Source organism: Aquirhabdus sp. (assembly GCF_046462495.1).
Lineage (GTDB): Bacteria > Pseudomonadota > Gammaproteobacteria > Pseudomonadales > Moraxellaceae > Aquirhabdus.
The window spans coordinates 21,090-39,623 of the sequence record NZ_JBKGVE010000005.1; the positions used below are offsets into that span (position 1 = coordinate 21,090).

16 protein-coding genes and 2 tRNA genes are annotated in these 18,534 nt (G+C 46.4%); 10 read left to right on the forward strand and 8 right to left on the reverse strand.

Annotation, left to right across the window (positions count from 1 at the left end; genetic code table 11):
* Window positions 1–307: 307 nt before the first annotated feature.
* Together ACLHG7_RS07395 and infA are read left to right on the forward strand one after the other, a co-directional pair.
* Window positions 308–652 (forward strand): hypothetical protein, encoded by a 345-nt coding sequence (locus ACLHG7_RS07395; RefSeq protein WP_410210415.1) that lies wholly within the window; start codon window positions 308–310, stop codon window positions 650–652.
* 176 nt (window positions 653–828) lie between these two features.
* Window positions 829–1,050, forward strand: coding sequence for a translation initiation factor IF-1 (gene infA / locus ACLHG7_RS07400; RefSeq protein ID WP_114900718.1), 222 nt, complete (start codon window positions 829–831; stop codon window positions 1,048–1,050).
* Between the two features lie 121 nt (window positions 1,051–1,171).
* Here the strand turns inward: infA and leuB are convergent, their stop codons facing one another.
* The 4 genes from leuB to leuC all read right to left on the reverse strand — a co-directional run bounded on the left by leuB (window position 1,172) and on the right by leuC (window position 5,188).
* Window positions 1,172–2,251: a 3-isopropylmalate dehydrogenase gene (leuB, locus tag ACLHG7_RS07405; protein WP_410210416.1), complete on the reverse strand. Its 1,080-nt coding sequence runs from the start codon at window positions 2,249–2,251 to the stop codon at window positions 1,172–1,174.
* 72 nt (window positions 2,252–2,323) lie between these two features.
* Entirely contained in the window at window positions 2,324–2,977 is a 654-nt protein-coding gene (locus tag ACLHG7_RS07410; protein ID WP_410210417.1) for a hypothetical protein, read from the reverse strand.
* A 104-nt stretch (window positions 2,978–3,081) separates the two neighbouring features.
* Window positions 3,082–3,732, reverse strand: a complete 651-nt coding sequence (gene leuD, locus ACLHG7_RS07415; RefSeq protein ID WP_410210418.1) for a 3-isopropylmalate dehydratase small subunit — start codon at window positions 3,730–3,732, stop codon at window positions 3,082–3,084.
* A 37-nt stretch (window positions 3,733–3,769) separates the two neighbouring features.
* Window positions 3,770–5,188, reverse strand: a complete 1,419-nt coding sequence (gene leuC / locus ACLHG7_RS07420; RefSeq protein ID WP_410210419.1) for a 3-isopropylmalate dehydratase large subunit — start codon at window positions 5,186–5,188, stop codon at window positions 3,770–3,772.
* A 158-nt stretch (window positions 5,189–5,346) separates the two neighbouring features.
* On the opposite strand from leuC, the gene ACLHG7_RS07425 reads away from it, so the two are divergent.
* The 3 genes from ACLHG7_RS07425 to ACLHG7_RS07435 all read left to right on the forward strand — a co-directional run bounded on the left by ACLHG7_RS07425 (window position 5,347) and on the right by ACLHG7_RS07435 (window position 9,627).
* Window positions 5,347–6,237 (forward strand): LysR family transcriptional regulator, encoded by an 891-nt coding sequence (locus ACLHG7_RS07425; RefSeq protein WP_410210420.1) that lies wholly within the window; start codon window positions 5,347–5,349, stop codon window positions 6,235–6,237.
* Window positions 6,238–6,522: 285 nt separating this feature from the next.
* On the forward strand, window positions 6,523–8,523 hold the full coding sequence (locus ACLHG7_RS07430) for a transglycosylase SLT domain-containing protein (RefSeq protein WP_410210421.1): 2,001 nt from the start codon (window positions 6,523–6,525) through the stop codon (window positions 8,521–8,523).
* Window positions 8,524–8,838: 315 nt separating this feature from the next.
* Window positions 8,839–9,627: a hypothetical protein gene (locus ACLHG7_RS07435; RefSeq protein WP_410210422.1), complete on the forward strand. Its 789-nt coding sequence runs from the start codon at window positions 8,839–8,841 to the stop codon at window positions 9,625–9,627.
* A 44-nt stretch (window positions 9,628–9,671) separates the two neighbouring features.
* Here the strand turns inward: ACLHG7_RS07435 and ACLHG7_RS07440 are convergent, their stop codons facing one another.
* Window positions 9,672–10,328: a class I SAM-dependent methyltransferase gene (locus tag ACLHG7_RS07440; RefSeq protein ID WP_410210423.1), complete on the reverse strand. Its 657-nt coding sequence runs from the start codon at window positions 10,326–10,328 to the stop codon at window positions 9,672–9,674.
* Window positions 10,329–10,333: 5 nt separating this feature from the next.
* On the reverse strand, window positions 10,334–11,188 hold the full coding sequence (gene folD / locus ACLHG7_RS07445) for a bifunctional methylenetetrahydrofolate dehydrogenase/methenyltetrahydrofolate cyclohydrolase FolD (protein WP_410210424.1): 855 nt from the start codon (window positions 11,186–11,188) through the stop codon (window positions 10,334–10,336).
* A 152-nt stretch (window positions 11,189–11,340) separates the two neighbouring features.
* Here folD and ACLHG7_RS07450 point away from each other — a divergent pair.
* A tRNA-Cys gene (locus ACLHG7_RS07450) sits at window positions 11,341–11,414 on the forward strand.
* A 64-nt stretch (window positions 11,415–11,478) separates the two neighbouring features.
* Window positions 11,479–11,563 (forward strand) — tRNA-Leu (locus ACLHG7_RS07455).
* A gap of 75 nt (window positions 11,564–11,638) precedes the next feature.
* Here ACLHG7_RS07455 and ACLHG7_RS07460 read toward each other — a convergent pair.
* A complete protein-coding gene (locus ACLHG7_RS07460; protein WP_410210425.1) occupies window positions 11,639–13,276 on the reverse strand; it encodes an OFA family MFS transporter in 1,638 nt (545 codons plus the stop codon).
* A gap of 252 nt (window positions 13,277–13,528) precedes the next feature.
* Window positions 13,529–14,719 (reverse strand): diguanylate cyclase, encoded by a 1,191-nt coding sequence (locus tag ACLHG7_RS07465; RefSeq protein ID WP_410210426.1) that lies wholly within the window; start codon window positions 14,717–14,719, stop codon window positions 13,529–13,531.
* A gap of 285 nt (window positions 14,720–15,004) precedes the next feature.
* On the opposite strand from ACLHG7_RS07465, the gene ACLHG7_RS07470 reads away from it, so the two are divergent.
* The 3 genes from ACLHG7_RS07470 to ACLHG7_RS07480 all read left to right on the forward strand — a co-directional run bounded on the left by ACLHG7_RS07470 (window position 15,005) and on the right by ACLHG7_RS07480 (window position 18,433).
* On the forward strand, window positions 15,005–15,868 hold the full coding sequence (locus ACLHG7_RS07470) for an SDR family NAD(P)-dependent oxidoreductase (RefSeq protein ID WP_410210427.1): 864 nt from the start codon (window positions 15,005–15,007) through the stop codon (window positions 15,866–15,868).
* A gap of 258 nt (window positions 15,869–16,126) precedes the next feature.
* The gene (locus tag ACLHG7_RS07475; protein ID WP_410210428.1) at window positions 16,127–16,615 is read left to right on the forward strand and encodes a DUF3015 family protein; all 489 of its coding nucleotides are present in this window, start codon (window positions 16,127–16,129) and stop codon (window positions 16,613–16,615) included.
* Window positions 16,616–16,714: 99 nt separating this feature from the next.
* On the forward strand, window positions 16,715–18,433 hold the full coding sequence (locus ACLHG7_RS07480) for a DUF4105 domain-containing protein (RefSeq protein WP_410210429.1): 1,719 nt from the start codon (window positions 16,715–16,717) through the stop codon (window positions 18,431–18,433).
* Window positions 18,434–18,534: the final 101 nt, after the last annotated feature.

An 18,534-nucleotide genomic window follows, 5' to 3' on the forward strand; every position in this document is an offset into this window, starting at 1 on the left:
TTACTTGGCACTGCCCTTTATGAGCAGTAAGACAAATGATGTCGTCATTTGGCGAACAAGCGTGTCGTTCTTCTAGGATTATTAAGATCGCTCCGATCCAATCTCATGTATCATATCATTTATATTAAAGGGTTAATGATGAAAAAGCATGGATCAAAAGCATGCTTTCTTTGACTATATATCCTTTAAGTTAACCTCATTGGTACAAAGCACACATTGTACCTAAGGCGTAAAGCTTATTTTATAAGTGATGAGATCATTATATTGCCTTAAGCAATGGCTTAAGCCACTAAAGAAAGGAATGCTCATGTCCCCAAAAATAATTCTGCGCATGACCCGAATGGCGCTCATCCTGACACCAATTGCCTTAAGTGGCTGTTATAGCTTTGTGCATACTTTTTCCTTTTCGACGGATGCCAATGGAAAACCAATCAGCGCTTTGCAGGCTTGCCTTGCTCAAAGTCATCTACAAAGCCCCGTTCCTGCGGGTAAAACCATTGAAACACCGCACTACACCCTGATCACCCTGCAAAAAAATGGCGAAGATATCAAAGCAGGTGAAATGTGCATCATTGATAAAGCAAAAAATACTGTCGAAATTACTGCAATTGATGATCTACAGTTTCTGCCCGTTGCACTTTCTGGTCGCTAAAAACACCATTAAGGCGATAAAGTGAAGCAATCGTCAAAGAAAAACGTTTGCTTTGTTGCGTATGCGCGTACGAACGGCTAAAATATCGTCCTTTCCGAATAGATGACGCGCGTATTTTTCTGTATCAAATCGATTTGATCAGAATCAAAGCAACCGTCAAACCATGTAGAGCGAATATGTCCAACAAAGAAGAGCTGATCGAGTTTGAAGGCGTCGTCACTGAAACCTTACCAAACACCATGTTTCGTGTACGCCTTGAAAACGACCACGAAGTGATTGCCCACATCTCTGGAAAAATGCGTAAGCACTATATCCGCATTTTGACTGGCGACTCTGTAAAAGTGGAAATGACTCCTTACGACTTAACCAAAGGTCGTATTACTTACCGCGCACGCTAATTCAATAACCAGACCTCCCCGCTCCGAGTGGGAAAGACGATGTCTATTATTGAATATTGAGCCTGCTGGTAATCATAAAAAAAGCCGCTATTTCAGCGGCTTTTTTGCATCTCGTGTCAAATTAGGCAAGCGCTTTGAGCACAGCTTCACCCATCGCTTGCGTGCCGATCTTGGTCATGCCTGCCGACATGATATCGCCAGTACGTAGGCCTTGATCTAAGACCACCCCAACCGCCGTTTCAATCGCTTTTGCTGCCTCTTCTTGCTTGAAGGTATAGCGTAGCATCATCGCAACAGACAGAATCGTTGCAAGTGGATTAGCAAGGTTCTGACCAGCAATATCCGGTGCACTGCCATGACAAGGCTCATACATGCCTTTGCCTTGCTCATCAAGGCTCGCAGAAGGCAACATGCCGATTGAACCCGTCAACATCGCCGCTTCATCAGACAGAATGTCGCCAAACAGATTGCCCGTGACCAGCACATCAAACTGCTTTGGATTCTTCACCAACTGCATCGCGGCATTATCCACATACATGTGTGAAAGCTGAATTTCAGGATACTCCGCAGCTGCTAGATCGGTCACCGTTTGCTTCCACAGTTCAGTGACTTCAAGGACGTTGGCTTTATCAATTGAGCACACTTTACCACCACGTAGTTTCGCCATGTTAAAGGCGACTTTAGCAATGCGCTTAATCTCGCTCTCCGCATAAACATCGGTGTTAAAACCTTGTTTCTCGCCGTTTTCTAATGTACGAATACCGCGCGGTTGACCGAAGTAAATCCCCCCGGTTAACTCACGAACGATCAGAATATCTAAACCGGCTACAATCTCAGACTTCAAACTAGATGCGTCCGCAAGTTGGGGATACAAAATTGCCGGACGAAGATTAGCAAACAGGTTCAGTTCACTACGAATCTTAAGCAAGCCACGCTCAGGACGAATGGAACGCTCAATCGTATCCCACTTTGGCCCACCAACTGCACCAAGCAGTACTGCATCCGCCTTTTTAGCCGCATCTAGGGTGACATCTGGTAGAGGAACACCGTGCGCATCGATCGCAGCCCCGCCTAATAAACCATGAGACCATGTATAACCGAGTGCAAACTTTTCATTCACACGTGCCAATACCAGTTCAGCCGCGGCCATGATTTCAGGGCCAATACCATCACCCGCCAAAATTAGAATATGTTGAGACATGTAGAAATCCACTTAAGAACTAAATGTTAAAAAAAACGTGATAAAAAACGAAGTTCAACTTCAAAAAAACAATTATTTGATTTTTTGCTCGACGAAACTTGAGGTACCTGCTTGGAAATCATAACTACGGCAGAAACGTCGTGAAAGCTGATTGTTATCCAGCAAATCGATGCATAGAGGTGCAGGACCAGCCAAACTCAAAAGACTCCCCGACTGCTCACGTGATTGACGGAAAAGATTTAAGTCATAGCGATGACCTGCTCTAAACCGATGTGTCACGCTAAAATTCTCAACACGAGAGCGTGTAATCGGAAAGAACTGTACATCCACATCATGCGGCGCGGAACTCAAGGCAAGATAATACTGCGAGCTATAACTGGTCGGTGACTCAAAACGAAGAACAGCATCCGTTTTGCTACGCTCAGTTGGTTCTCCTGTCACGGTGTTCAGCAACTGTACGCCGTTCAGCGCCACGAACTGACACCCGACACCACCCGCACAGTGCACAGATGCAATACCCGAAGAATCAATGTTGGCATTATTCAAACTCGGCATCATCCAAACTGGCTTCGTCTCAAGTTCTTTATACGACTGGCACGCGGATAGACTCAGCATGAAGGGTATTGCCGACATCATCAAAACAGCTTTGATCAGCGATGGCATAACGTGTCGCACTGCTTTTTTTTGACTCTGCGCTATCGGTTGCCGATTGCTCCGTACAGCCATTTTTTTACCGCTCCATATGTCGCACACCCATGTGCAGATGTGAACGAGTGCAGCGCAGTAGGCTACACCCATCATTATCTGCCAGAGTATACGCTATACAATACTCATACATGAAGCGTATTAAATACCCATGGACGCGCAGACTTGGCTTTTTCTTCAAAAATGTGAATTGCATCACTATCCTGTAGAGTTAAACCAATTTCATCCAGACCATTTAAAAGGAAATGCTTACGAAATGCATCAACTTCAAACGCATGAATTTGACCGTTCGGACGAATCACTTGCTGCTTTTCCAGATCAACCGTTAACTGGTAACCCTCTTCAGCAAATGCTTCTGCAAAAATAACATCCATCACATCTTCTGCAAGAATTACTGGCAGCATGCCGTTATTCAGACAGTTATTGTAAAAGATATCCGCAAATGATGAGGCAATCACGGTACGAAAGCCGTACTCTGCCAAGGCCCACGGGGCATGCTCACGGCTAGAACCACAACCAAAGTTCTGGCGTGCAATTAAAATATTTGCACCCTGATAACGCGGCTGATTCAACACGAACTCGGTATTCAAAGGACGGATGCTATTATCCTGCCCAGGAAATCCCTCATCCAGATAACGCCACTCATCAAATAAGTTCACACCAAAGCCCGTACGTTTAATGGACTTCAAAAACTGCTTGGGAATGATTTGATCGGTATCGACGTTGGCGCGATCAAGCGGCGCTACAATACCTGTTTCCACAATATAAGGTTTCATATTCTATTCTCTCAATAACAATGACTTAACAAGCCGCTTAGAAGGTACGGACATCGACAAAATGTCCAGCCAATGCCGCAGCAGCAGCCATTGCAGGACTCACCAAATGCGTGCGTCCGCCATTCCCCTGACGCCCTTCAAAGTTACGATTACTGGTCGATGCACAATGTTCGCCTGACTGTAATTTATCGGCATTCATCGCTAAGCACATAGAGCAGCCCGGTTCACGCCATTCAAATCCAGCAGCGGTAAACAAGGTATGTAAGCCCTCTTCTTCCGCTTGCTTCTTCACCAGACCAGAGCCCGGAACGACCATTGCCTGCTTGATAGTGCTGGCCACTTTACGTCCTTGAATCACCGCTGCCGCAGCCCGCAAATCTTCAATGCGAGAATTGGTGCAAGAGCCAATAAAGACGCGATCCAATTGAATCTCGGAGAGTGCCTGACCTGGGGTCAAGCCCATATACTGGTAAGCACGCTTCATTCCGTCCTGTTTCACGGGGTCATTGGTAGACTCTATCAGCGGCAAAGCTTGACTGACCGCAATCACCATCTCAGGAGATGTGCCCCATGACACTTGGGGTTCGATGCTCTGACCATCTAGCTCAACGACGGTATCAAACACAGCATCTACGTCACTATGCAAAGTATTCCAATAGGCAACCGCTTGATCCCACTGATCAGCTTTCGGTGCAAATGGCTTATCTTTGAAATAGGCGATGGTTTTGTCATCCACGGCAACTATACCCACGCGCGCACCCGCCTCAATCGCCATATTACAGACGGTCATCCGACCTTCCATCGACATGTCACGGAAGACTTGTCCGCCAAATTCTATCGCATGGCCATTGCCACCAGCAGTGCCAATTTTGCCGATAATCGCAAGGACGACGTCTTTAGGGGTAACACCCGCACCTAAGACACCATCAACGCGGACCAACATATTTTTTGATTTCTTCTGAATCAAACATTGGGTCGCAAGGACATGCTCAACTTCAGAGGTACCGATCCCATGTGCCAAACAACCAAAAGCACCATGCGTTGCGGTATGAGAGTCACCGCAAACCACTGTCATACCCGGTAAAGTCAAACCTTGTTCGGGACCCACCACATGCACAATTCCCTGACGGATATCATTGATATCAAATTGCACCACATCAAAGGTTTTGCAGTTATCATCCAAAGTCTGCACTTGGATACGCGACACTTGATCTTGAATGCCCGCAATCCCTTCAGCGCGTTCTGCTTTGCTGGTCGGTACATTATGATCTGGCGTTGCAATGTTGGCATCCAGACGCCAAGGCTTACGATGCGCAAGCTGTAAACCTTCAAAAGCTTGAGGACTGGTTACTTCATGCAAAAGCTGACGATCGATATAAATCAAGCATGAGCCATCATCACGCTGCTTAACCAAATGGTCGTCCCAAAGTTTGTCATATAATGTCTTTGCGGTCATGTTCACTACTCTTCATCTGTTGCCTTGCTCATGATAGAGCTGGGATGTGCACATCATAACGCGCGTTATTCAATAAAACTAATTTATCATTTTTATAATTAGTAAAACTTTATGGAATGAATTATATTCGACTCATCTTCACTCAAAGCTGACCTCCCATGAATACAGCAGCGCTGCAAGCCTTCGTGACCGTGATGCAAATGGGGTCAGTATCCCGTGCGGCTGATAAACTCTTTCTGACCCAACCTGCGATTAGCAAACGCTTACGCATTCTCGAAGAAGAGTTTGGTGTGGCTCTATTTACCCCGATTGGTCGTGGGATTCAACCAACTCAGGCAGCACAAGACCTCTTACCACGCGCCAAGCGTTGGCTATTGGATTATGAAGAAATCAAACACGCACTGAGTCACGCCCAAAGTCAAGTCGGCGGACTACTCCGTATCGGCACAAGCCATCATATCGGCTTACACCACCTCCCTGCCCCACTCAAAGCATTTGTTCAGGCACATCCAGAAGTAGAACTTGACGTCCACTTCGTAGACTCTGAACAAGCCCATCAAGCAGTACTCGCGGGTGAATTAGAGCTGGCTTTCTTGACACTGCCCCCCATTGCCGATGAACGACTGGAGTACCTTGAGATTTGGGCTGACCCGCTGGTCTTTGTTGCCGCCCCCTTTCACCCACTGGCGCAAAAAAATCTGACCCAAACACGACTGACTCTTACAGATCTCACTCAACATGCAGCGATCTTGCCAGCCGCAACCACCTATACCAGCCAAATCACCTTAGACGCTTTTCATCAAGTAGGGTTGAGTTTAAAGACTAGCATGAGTACAAACCCTCTGGATTCGATCCGTATGTTGGTCTCAATTGGTCTGGGCTGGTCGGTCTTACCGCAAACACTCGTCGATGAAGACTTGTCTGTCTTGAACATCGACCAAGTGCAGCTCAATCGTACGCTGGGCATGGTCTGGCACCCTAAGCGTACCTTATCGAAAGCAGCAAGCATTTTAAAATTCGAGTATTTTAGCACCTCGCCCGATGCATAATTTTTCAGAAAAAATCAGAATTCAGTGCTTTTTTTGAAAGACATTGCAGAAATGTTTGGATAAGATCACGCTGCGCAAAATTGGCTATTTTTTTACACGAGCCATCTTTTTATTTATTGTCCGAACACTTTAGACTTCAGGTGTCATTAGGGCATGCTATAACTAGTAGGCTGATAGTCTGATCATGATGTGCGACTCCGATCACTTTGCAGACATCAAGGCGTAGTAATAACGACTTATTGTTTTGTTTATTAATTCTATTTATACCCATTGAGTTGAGTGGCAATGCCTGAATTTCAAATCTCCACAGCGACACTGGCAATGCGTGCTTACGCCAATGCGACGATGAAAGGTCTTCTTTTACCGCTTTCCATCTGTACAGCATTACAAGCACAAGCTGCGGATAGTGACTTTCAAGCGGCGCAAAGAGCGGCGCAATCAGGCAACCTGACAGCGCTTGATATGTACCGCCAGCAGATGCAAGACAGCGTTCTTGCTCCCTATCCAGAATATTGGCAACTCAATAAAGACCTCGTATTACAGCCCGCAGATGCGATTCGTGATTTTGCTGATCGTTATCCGAATGCCGCGATCAGTGAAAAACTACTCGGGGATTACATCGAGGCAAAAGCACGTGCTGGCGATTATGCGTCCATCCGCCAAGTTTCGTCTCGCCTAACTAATCCTGATAGTGATGAAAGCTGCGCCGTAGCGCAAGCTACAGCAACAGGCGGTGACGTGCTCGCCTTGTCATCACTGCGCAATGATGTTTGGCTGAAAACTGGTAAAATATCTGACCTTTGTTCAACAATTGCAGATCAACTGCTCAGCAGTCCACTTATCAGTGATGATGATCGCGTTCAACGACTCCGCACGATGCTACGTGCAGGTCTAGTCAATCGTGCATTGCCCGTAGCCAGTCGTTTAAATATTCCCTTGGATAGCAGCAAACTTGCAAGTATTGCAACATCACCTTCGATTTATCTGGCAAGTGCACCGATTGCGACACTCCAAGATCAAATGTATTACTTTTACGCGCTGGGGCAATTGGCTACTGATAGTCCAGACGCTGTCAATGATCAGTTGACACGAGATCAAAGTCGCCTCCCTCCAGCGACATTGCAGTATGGCTACCGAATTCTTGCGATGGCCTATGCGACTAACATCATGAAATTTGGCTTTGATCAGCGTGTCGTCACTTGGTTTGATCGTAGCATTGGTATGCCATTTAGTGACGAAGAAGCCGAAGCCTACGCCCGCACCGCCATACGTTTTAGTCAATGGAATAGTCTACTGCGTGCATTAGACGCAATGGGTATCGAAAAACAAAACGAACGGATTTGGCGCTACTGGTTTGCACGTGCCACAGAACAACGTGGCGACGCACAAGGCAAGCAAGTTTCCAAAACGTTTTATACCGCGCTAGCCACCGATGATGATTACTATGGGCTACTCGCCCGCGATAAACTCGGTCTGGCATTCAGCGAACTCCCCCCCAGTTACCAGCCGTCTTCCACCGACTATCGTCGTATGCAGAACGATATCCACTTCCAGCGTGCATTTGCCCTGCGTGCAATCAATGCTGATCCGCAGTATGCAAACCGGGAATGGAACTGGGCCGTTCGCCAAGCCTCACTTAAACAAGACGATGGCATGATCTTGGCTGCGGCAGACCAAGCCAATAAAATCAGCTGGTTTGATCGTGCTATTTATGCGGCGGAACGTACATCGACACTGCACAATGATCGCCTGCGTTATCTCACGCCATTTCGCGATCTCACCGAAAAATACAGCAAGCAAATCGGTCTTGATCCAGCCTGGGTGTACGGTCTGATCCGTCAAGAAAGTCGCTTTGTCATTAACGCACGTTCCAATGTCGGTGCAGGTGGTCTGATGCAAGTTATGCCATCCACAGCACGCTGGGTAGCAGCACGGATCGGAGAACCCTTCCGCGCGGCACAGCTTGGCGACATGGACACTAACATTCGCTATGGCACGTTTTATTTGAACCATATTTTTGGTCAATTGGGTGGGCAAGCGGTCTTAGCAACAGCGGGCTATAATGCCGGACCACTGCGCGCAAAACGCTGGCAGCCACCAAGCTTCCCACTCGCGGCTGACCAATATACTGAGACTATTCCCTTTTTAGAAACCCGCGACTATGTAAAAAAGGTCATGACCAATGCCGTTCATTATGGCCTGATTTTCAACCAAGGACAGCAGTCCTTGAGTGCTCGTATGGGAACCATCGCTGTTCAAAATAGTGAGGAGATTGTCGGTCCTTAATATTTCAGTAATTTAAGCCACTCTGATGCGGCAAGAGTCGTCAATAAACAATATTGGCGCTCAGAGATTACGGTTTAAAAACAGAGTGATGTGAAGTGTACTGTTCATCAACAAACCCTTGCTACTGTTTAACAATGACATATCTTAGAATACGCATAGAAGCTGAGGCCTAACAAATCGAACGGAACGCGACAAGGAGGTCTGCGAACTATGCGTGATAGGTGTAATGAGACCTGGTGCTATATGCGACAAATTATGCAGCAAGCTTTGCAAACATCTATGCATCGACACATGCAAATACTTAGGCGAGAGGTAATGAGGTTTTTTTTGCATAACAATCCACTGTTCATCACTCAAGGCTTAATCACAGAGCAACCGCTGCTGTCGATCGGTCAGATGATTGCGCGCATTCACAACTCATTCGACCCTGTTAGACAGGGCGTGCGGACTCATGCCTTATATCTTTTATTCATTAGCATGTTGTGTGGTTTGGTCACGATTAAAGCCTATGCTGAAGATAACAATCAAAATACACCGTCAAACTTTACCTTGATCATCACCATGACTCCAGCAGCCTGTGCGCTGGATCCTGAATTACAAAAACTGCGTCAATGTCAGGATGGATTCACCCTAACAATTTCAAGCCTCCAAGCCGAATGGCCCAATGGAAAACGCATGGAGAACTGTAGCCGTGAACCGACTAACCTTTCCCCACTGCAAGAGCGTGTGGTAGAACGTGTGATGCCGGATAAACAATTGCGGGATGAAGACTGGCAGCGTAATGGTTCATGTACTGGGATGACCCCTAATGTGTACTTCCGTACCATTGCCACCTATGCAAAACGTTTGGTCGTACCGCCAGAACTGGCAACACCACGCGATACCGTATTGGCCAAAAGTTTTATTATTAATCGACTCCAGCAACTCAATCCTGGATTGACTGAGAAAAGTTTGCTGTTACGCTGCACGCCATACGCAGGTCATGAACTTCCAATCCTGACGACTGTACGCTCATGCTACAACAATCAAGGTCAATACGATGCGTGCTTTGCAGTACCGAAATCAAATTGCCCTGCTAGTGTCATTATTCATGGGGCGCCATAAACGCGGCCCATGCAAACATGCTTTTTAGTAAAGTGCCTACACCTTTAAATGGTGCGATAAAAACTGACATTACGGAACTCATGTGCCTCGTCTAAATCAGGCCAAGTCGAGGCGTTGCGCTCGCCTTCTTTGACATACTTTAAATGGCTAAAGTTTTTGACTCGCGAATCAGCAACCCAAACCTCATGCCCAAAACGCAAGAACTCATCTAAGAAGAAGCGGTTGCTCTGGTCATAGAGCACATCTGCGGCCAGCAACACATCGACCTTCCCTTCCAAGGCATAGAGATCATCCAAGTACTCAAGTTCGACACCATTGAGTAAGGCATTCTCACGGCACGCCGCCAAGGACACTTGATCGATGTCACAGGCAATCACTCGTGCTGCACCTGCAAGTTTCGCCGCAATCGCAACGACGCCTGAGCCTGCCCCAAAATCGAGGACAGTCTTACCTCGTACTCGCTCCGGCTCAGCCAGTAACCACTGCGCCATCGACAAACCCGATGCCCAGCAGAAAATCCAATACGGCGTTTCATTCCAGATTCGCCGGATGACCTCGTCATCCATTTTCTCGGTTGGCAAGTCTGGGGGGATCAACCATAGCTCAAGTGAAGTCTCAGGCAGCACCTGACGCGATAATCCCGCATCAGGGATGACCGCGTGCAATGCCTCAAGCAGGTGTTGTGGTGCTAAAGACGACATATCGGTTAAGCTGAAACAAGGGCTTTTTCGGCAGCTTCTACCGTCTGACGAATCAAAGTCGTGATGGTCATCGGTCCTACACCGCCGGGAACCGGCGTATACGCGCTAGCAATCTGTTCTATACCAACCAGCTCGATGTCGCCAACACCACCGCCTTCACGCGGATGGAAACCGGCATCGACGACTACAGCGCCAGCCTTAATCCAATCTTTCTTGATTAGCTCCGCCTTACCGACGGCACCGACAACGATATCGGCTTGCTTGACCAGCTCTGCTAGATTCTTGGTGCGTGAATGACAAATTGTCACGGTGGCATTGGCAGCGAGGAGCATCATCGCCATCGGCTTACCTAAAATCGCACTGCGCCCGACCACAACCGCATGCTGGCCCTCGATCTGAATCTTGTTTTCAGTTAAAAGTGTCATGATGCCTTGTGGCGTTGCTGAGCCATACGCAGGCTGATCCATGCTCATACGACCAAAGCCAAGGCAGGTTACGCCATCCACATCCTTTGCCAATGCAATAGCATCAAAACAGGCGCGCTCATCGATCTGTGCAGGAACGGGGTGCTGCAATAAAATTCCGTGCACGTCTGGATTGGCGTTCAATTTTTCGATTTCACCCAAAAGTTGTTCAGTCGTGGTCGATTGCGGTAACTCGACTTTAAGCGATTGCATACCAACCCGTGCACAAGCATTACCCTTCATACGCACATAGGTTGCAGACGCACCATCATCACCGACCAGAATCGTTGCTAAAATTGGAGTACGGCCTGATTTTTCTTTTAATGCAGCGACACGCACCTTTAAATCCGCTTCAATTTGTCCTGCAAGCGCACGACCATCTAGCAACGTTGCCATGAAAAACTCCAATAAGCCCAAAATTTGGAACGTATAATACCGCATGCGGCTCACGATTTAATGCGATTCTGGTGCGAAGGTTGTTTTTTTGGACGATTTTAGACAAGGAGTCCCTTGTTTTTTTGAGATCTCCTGCTAATATGTGCCTCCTTGGCTGGATAGCAAAATGGTTATGCCGCGGATTGCAAATCCGCTGACGCCGGTTCGATTCCGGCTCCAGCCTCCAAAGTTTTGATTTAAGTGTTGAATGAAAAAATTCAACATGAAAATCGGCGGTAAAAAACCCATCTGCCCAGATGGTGAAATCGGTAGACACAAGGGATTTAAAATCCCTCGCCTTCGGGTGTGCGGGTTCAAGTCCCGCTCTGGGCACCATTTTATGTAGTGAAACAAAAAGCCCGAATGCTTAAAACATTGGGGCTTTTTGTTGTCCAAACTAATCACTTTAGACTAATGAATCAACACAATCGCTTTCTGAATCGTGATCCATATCCCTATCGCCAGCGGAATACCCACAGCCAGCCACGCCAGTAAAACGACAATCGCAGGTGTTGTCGTAGCTGAGCCATCCATAATCGCTGCCGTAGAAGATGGGGCTTGAACTCGATCATGAGCAGCTTGTCGCTCACGCGCCAACTCCTCATCGGACATATACTTGTCTTCACTCACAGGTCGAACCAGTAAATTCAGGATGAAGCCCACAGCCAGCAAAGCAGCCAAAATATACATGGTAATGTCATAAGAATCCGCCTTGGCTACCCCATGCGCGAGTTGGTAATCACGAATATTGGTAATCAGCAGCGTACCCAACACGCCAGCTACAGACCAAGCTGTCAGCAAACGACCGTGAATGGCTCCAACCATTTGCGAGCCGAAGATATCGGCAAGATAAGCAGGAACCGTGGCAAAGCCGCCACCATACATCGATAAAATAATGCAGAAACACAGCACAAAGAGCGCCAAGTTACTGGCATGGGTGATGCTCGGAATAGCGACGTACAGCAAAACGCCGAGGGAAAGGAAAATGAAGTAGGTGACTTTGCGACCAATCACATCAGAGAACGATGCCCAGAAGAAACGCCCACCGATGTTGAACAAAGACAAGAGCCCTGTGAATCCAGCAGCGTACGTGGCAATTTGTTTTTTCTGATCCGCATTTAACTCATTAATCGACAGGTTCAAGCCGATCAAATGCCCGCCAAAGACCTCCTGTAGAAGTGGTGACGCCATGGCCAGAATGCCAATGCCAGCGGACACATTTAAACACAGGACTCCCCAAATCAACCAAAACTGTTTGGTTTTCCATGCCACATTGAGATGTACGTGTTTGGTCGTGGTGAGGCTCTGCTTTTTGCTGCTCTCCTCACTCCAGCCACTGGGTTTCCAGCCAGTTGCAGGAACACGATAACCAAAGGCACCGCCGAGCATGAAGATAAAATAGATACCTGCTAAGACTAAGAATGTTTGCCATACACCGACAGAAGTTGGCGTTGCAAAATGACGCATGAGGAAATCTGCAAGTGGTGCACCGATCATCGCGCCACCGCCAAACCCCATGATCGCCATGCCCGTCGCCATGCCCCGCTTATCAGGGAACCACTTGATCAATGTAGAGACGGGGGAGATATAACCAAGCCCCAATCCAATCCCACCAATCACCCCACCACCCAACCACATGAGCCAAAGCTGATGCTCATAGACGCCCAATGCAGTCAGCAATAATCCACCACACCAACAGACCGCCGCCACAAGTCCAGCTTTACGCGGGCCAGCATGCTCAAGCCAGCCACCAAAGAGAAAGGCAGAAGAGCCTAGAAACACGAAAAATAAGGTATACATGATACTGAGTGTAGAGACACTCCAATCGCACGATTGGGTAAACAGCTGCGTCATTAAGCCACTGCCCGTGGGGCATGCAACTGCTTTATCAATGCCAATGGCCTTGGACAAAGGCAGCCAAAAGACTGAGAAACCGTATGCCATACCAATGCACAAGTGAATAGCCAGCGCCGCTGGTGGAACCAGCCAGCGGTTGAAGCCCGGCTTTGCAATGGTGCGTTCTTTTGAGAGTAGAGCGTATTGATTCAAGATGAACTCCTTGTACAGGATTAAACCGTTATTGTTTTCTATTGCCGATCCAGCAATGACTTTTTAAACTGCTGCAGATGAAACAAAGAATAGGGAGGTTGGAACAGGATTGAGCGAATGACTTACTCAGAGAATGATCTGCAGATTGAGTTTAACCATTTGGAATACAAATTACCATTTTCAGGCAATCTTTCAACCTTTAAATACCCGACTCAAAGGCTAATGACTATCTTCTTAAACTTCTTAAAGCCCTTAAACGTCAGCCACCACATAGCCGTTTCGCCCTTGGCTTTTTGCTTGATATAAAGCCTGATCGACCTTCTTAATGAAGTCGACAGGTCGTTGTCCCATCAGAGGGACCGTCGAAGCCAGACCAATGCTGATCGTGACGGATTTCGATATCGTACTCACGGGATGAGGAATCGCAAGATCATGGATGACTTCCAACAATCGTTTGGCTTGAAGTATCGCCTGCGCTTCTTCAGTCATGGCAAACAATAAAAAAAACTCCTCCCCACCATATCGCGCAACAAAATCATCACTGCGCGTTGCGATCTTTGCGATCCCATCGGCAATTAACTTAAGACAATAATCCCCTTCGATATGACCTAAATGATCGTTGTAGTTTTTAAAGTAATCAACATCCACCATCATGATAGCGAGTGGAGTCTGATGTCGCATAGCCCGATCCCACTCTCGCTGCATGACGATATCCAGATAGCGCCGATTGGCAAGGCCCGTTAGTACATCTTGATGGGATAACACTTCCAGTTGTTTGGCTTGCACCGCATTCAACAGACCTTGCAAATAATTCTGCCGATGACGATGATCGGTGGCAAACACCAGACTCATCCCCAAAAAGCTGCTGAAGGTATAGGTGCGATGCAGAATCGTCCAATCAATTGGATGCTTAATATAGTGCGTCACCAAGATCCCCAGTAGACCACCGGACCACCCAGCTAACGTTGCCGTATAAAAACGCATGCCCACAAAACCATAGACAATCACTACCGCATACATCATCGCGGCATGATAGAGAATGCTACTTGCACCAGATGCAAGGACAACGGTAATGACAAAGGTAATGGCAATCGCCAGCGCACAGCAAACACAGGTATAAATATCAAACCACTGCGAAAATCGCTTAAAAAGGGACAATACCCATCCGATAAAAACGCAGGTGCCCACCCAGCTATAAAGCACAAACCAATTCCAGACTTGAGAGGCTGGCAGTAACTGATAAATCCCCAAAGATAAAAGAACATACAGCAAAAAGATGATCACACCGCGAGTACGAAACTCCCGAGCAGCCTCGTTTTGGTAGTGATAGCGGTATTCTTTTTCAAGTTTGTGCGGGAAACGAAGAAAATATTTTCGGCTATGCAAGAGTTTGGTAATTTGTTCATGTTCAAGCTGTAACACGTCCGTGTCATTTAATTTCATGCCTTAGATCCCTGCGACGAGACGTCGTATGTTTCTTATTATTTATTGGATGTCACGTTTTTGAGTATATCGTGTCTTAAGCTCGACTATGCCTCATTTTTCTAATGATATTTCTACTCTTTTGTATCGTTTTATATCATACCTAATACTGGTCTTATTCCCATTTTTTGCCGAGTCTACTGATCACTTACGCCAATGCTGCGTTGAACAACCTCATGCTAAACTTAAACGCTCAAACCATTAAATAACGTCGTTATATTAATAACATCAGTGCGGGGCTATTGCATGAAAAAGTTCGACCTCCAAGACAAGGTAATTCTGATTACAGGGGCTTCTGGGGGGATTGGTAAAGCGGTTGCTGAACGACTCTATGAATGTGGGGCAAAACTGGTATTAACGGACTTGTCTTTAGGAGCACTGAATACAACTTTTGCAGAAATGGATAAAAATCGCGTTTTCATCGCGACGCTAGATGTCGTGAATATGGCCGAAACCAAAGCCGTGGTGGCAGAAGCCATCAAACAATTTGGTCGAATCGACGTGGCATTTGCTAATGCTGGAATTGGTGCGAAGACTCCGACTACGATGCTCGCTATCGCAGATGACGAATTTCAACAAATCGTCAATGTAGACCTGTTCGGGGTTTGGAATACCATCAAAGCCACATTACCACATATTATTGATGCTCAAGGACACATCCTGATTACAGCCTCTATTTATGCATTCGTGAACGGAATGGCGAATGCTCCCTATGCGGCATCAAAAGCAGCAGTCGAATCATTGGGCAGAGCCTTGCGGACCGAACTGGCTGGAACTGGCGCAACCGCAGGTGTCTTGTATCCTGGTTGGGTTGCGACACCGATCGCAAACGTTGCTTTTGGCGGACATAGAGAAGCGACCGCACTCGTCAAGCATGCCATGCCCGGCCCTTTTGGTCGTGCGGTTCAACCTGTAGTAATCGCAGATGCTGTCATTGCAGGCGTTCAATCCAGAGCATCGCGTATCATTGTACCGAAGCGATGGATCCCCATGTCACTACTGCGCGGTCTATTGAATGCAACCAGCGATGCCTTGCTTGATCGCGATCGTAAAGTTCATCAACTGATTCGGGCGCTTGAGAAACGGGTAGCTGGGAATCAACAAGACTAATCCAAACGGGGCGATCAGTCCTATTGTATGAATGCTCTTTAAGTCAAAAGATACTCGAGTCCCTCATGTTTTAAAAATATGGGGGATTTTCATGGTTTTCCATTATTCAAATTTTAAGTTCACGCCCCATCTGATCGTCATGTCACTTGGTCATATAACTCAATAAAGGTTTGATTTTTTAGTATAGTATGCGCATAAAATTTGCATAAGTAATTATTGCCAAGCATGTTTTTTAATTTTTTAAAACCGGGGAATTCAATGTTAAAAAAAGCTTTTGCTTTACTCGTTATGTCTGCAGCGCTATCAGTCGCTGCGCCTGCCCAAGCTAAATCCAACTATAGCCTGCAACATATCTATACCCAATGCGGTATTGGCGGCTTGATATTCGGAAGAATCAGCCCTGTTCTTGCAGTCATTTCTAACGTGACTTGGGACTTAGGCACGACAGCAGCACTTTCAGACTCACTGTCCCCAAACCTTTGTGGTGGTCAAATCGTTGCAAGAGCCGTGTTCATTAAAGAAAACTTCCCATCCATTGAACAAGATCTGGCAAGTGGTCGTGGCGAACATTTAACCGCGCTGAACGGCTTGATGGCATGCCCAGCAGCGAATAGCCATATTCGTGATGACTATGCACACTACACGCTAAGCCCAGCCTATCAGCAGGGAAAGACAACAGAGAACAGCGAAGAGTTATTCCAGATCGTGAATGACAATTTAGAAGCGGCTCATTGCTCAATCGCTTAAAGTCTTTCACACAGAATGCTGACTAAATCATATTCCATATCTTTTTACGTTAGCATTCTGCTGTGTTGCTTACCGCAAGCCTATGCACAAACAGAATCCGTGGAGAGTACGCAACAACTCCAACAAGAAGCTCTCGATCTGCATTTAGCCGAAGCCCCAGTCTGGCAGAAGCTGATTTTGTTTAAACAGCATGCCGAAATCATATCTCTACACTTTTATTTCAGTGACTTAAGCGCAGCACACCTCAAACAGATCACCCCACAACAAGAGTTAGATGCAACGATTAAAGCGTTGCATGATGACCCAAAACTCATCTGCCAATACCCCGCACGTTATTATTGGTTAAGCCAACAATTAACCCATATGCCATCGACGGCCTTAGAAAGCTGTAAGAATCTGCCCAATACGCAACAAGACATTCGCTTATTGCTCGTCAGTGGCTATTTAAAAAATCCAGTCTCAACATTTGGGCATGTACTCATCACCATCGGTGGGCAGGATGAGCGGCAAAATCTATTAGACAGCGCCTATAACTACGGCGCACAAATACCCAATCACGAAAGCAGTATGAACTATATCGTTAAAGGCTTATTCGGCTTTTATCATGCACGTTTTGCAAATAGCCAATATTTTAAGCAGGATGTGGTTTACGCAAAGACTGAGCAGCGGGATATCTGGGCCTATACGCTGAACCTAACCGCTGAACAAAAGGCGCTATTGATTTATCACTTGGCAGAAATCCAGTCTCACTCAATAGACTATTATTTTATTAAACAAAACTGCGCATATCGTTCTGGCGAGCTATTAGAGCTGATTGCGGATATTAAAATCACCAACCGCATTACGCCTTGGTATGCACCTGAGTATATCTTTGATCAGATTGAGGAGTATCGACACCTTCATCCTGATTTTATTAAAAGTGTGGAGTATCTACCCTCCGATCAAAATAAGTTATATTTTGCGTTCTCAAAAATGCGGAAACGGTATCAAGATGAAATCAATGACTATATCAAAACAGGTGAACTTCATCATATCGAACAGTTTGACGTTCCCGATCAAGAAAAAATATTAGATTTTTTAATTGCTTATCTGAATTTAAAACAAATTGAAAAGAACAAAAAAGAGTACGACACGCAGAAAAAGCAATTGGTCAGAATGCGCATTCAGCTTCCCATCGGTGAGGATGAGCAAGAGATAATGCCCTCTCGTGCCTCTCCCGCTCAGGGTGAAAAGCCCAGTAAACTCGCACTAGGTCTGGGCAATGATCAGGGATACCTGAACTTCACTGTATTTAATAAAGATATGCTCAGTGCAAATAGTAATTTGCATAATGAGTTCAAAATATTGGAGTTTTCTTGGAAATATCAGCAGGAGGCGCTCAAGCTGCAGACTGCAGATTTCATTCATATTTTAAAGATTGAAGACCTGAGTCAAAAGCTGACAGGAGAGAAAAAACTGTCATGGGAATTAGCCCTAGGCGCTAAGCCTGATATCTATACGGGAGAGTTACATCGCCCTTATACCCGTGGAAGCCTAGGTGTCGGTTATGACTTTGGTCCGCACTTGGTCGGATATAGCTTACTTGGTGCAGAGCTCAATGACAGTCCACAGAAATTAGATGCCATCAGTGAAACGGCATTGGTCTATCAACAAGAGCCCTTTGCTGTGAAGCTCAGTCAAACTTTTCAGCAACGACGAGACCATGCTTTGGCGCATGAAACACGATTTGAGCTGAGATATCGAGTCGCAAAGAATATGGACTTCAAATTACAGCTTTCTAATCGCGATAATAATCTGGCCTATCAGTATTACTGGTAAATTAATCTAAGCTTATACGAGCTTATATAAAGAAGTAACCTTTCCATAGAGTTGGCTATGTCCTGAGTGGTTTCTTTACACCATCAAGTCGCTAAAGCGGT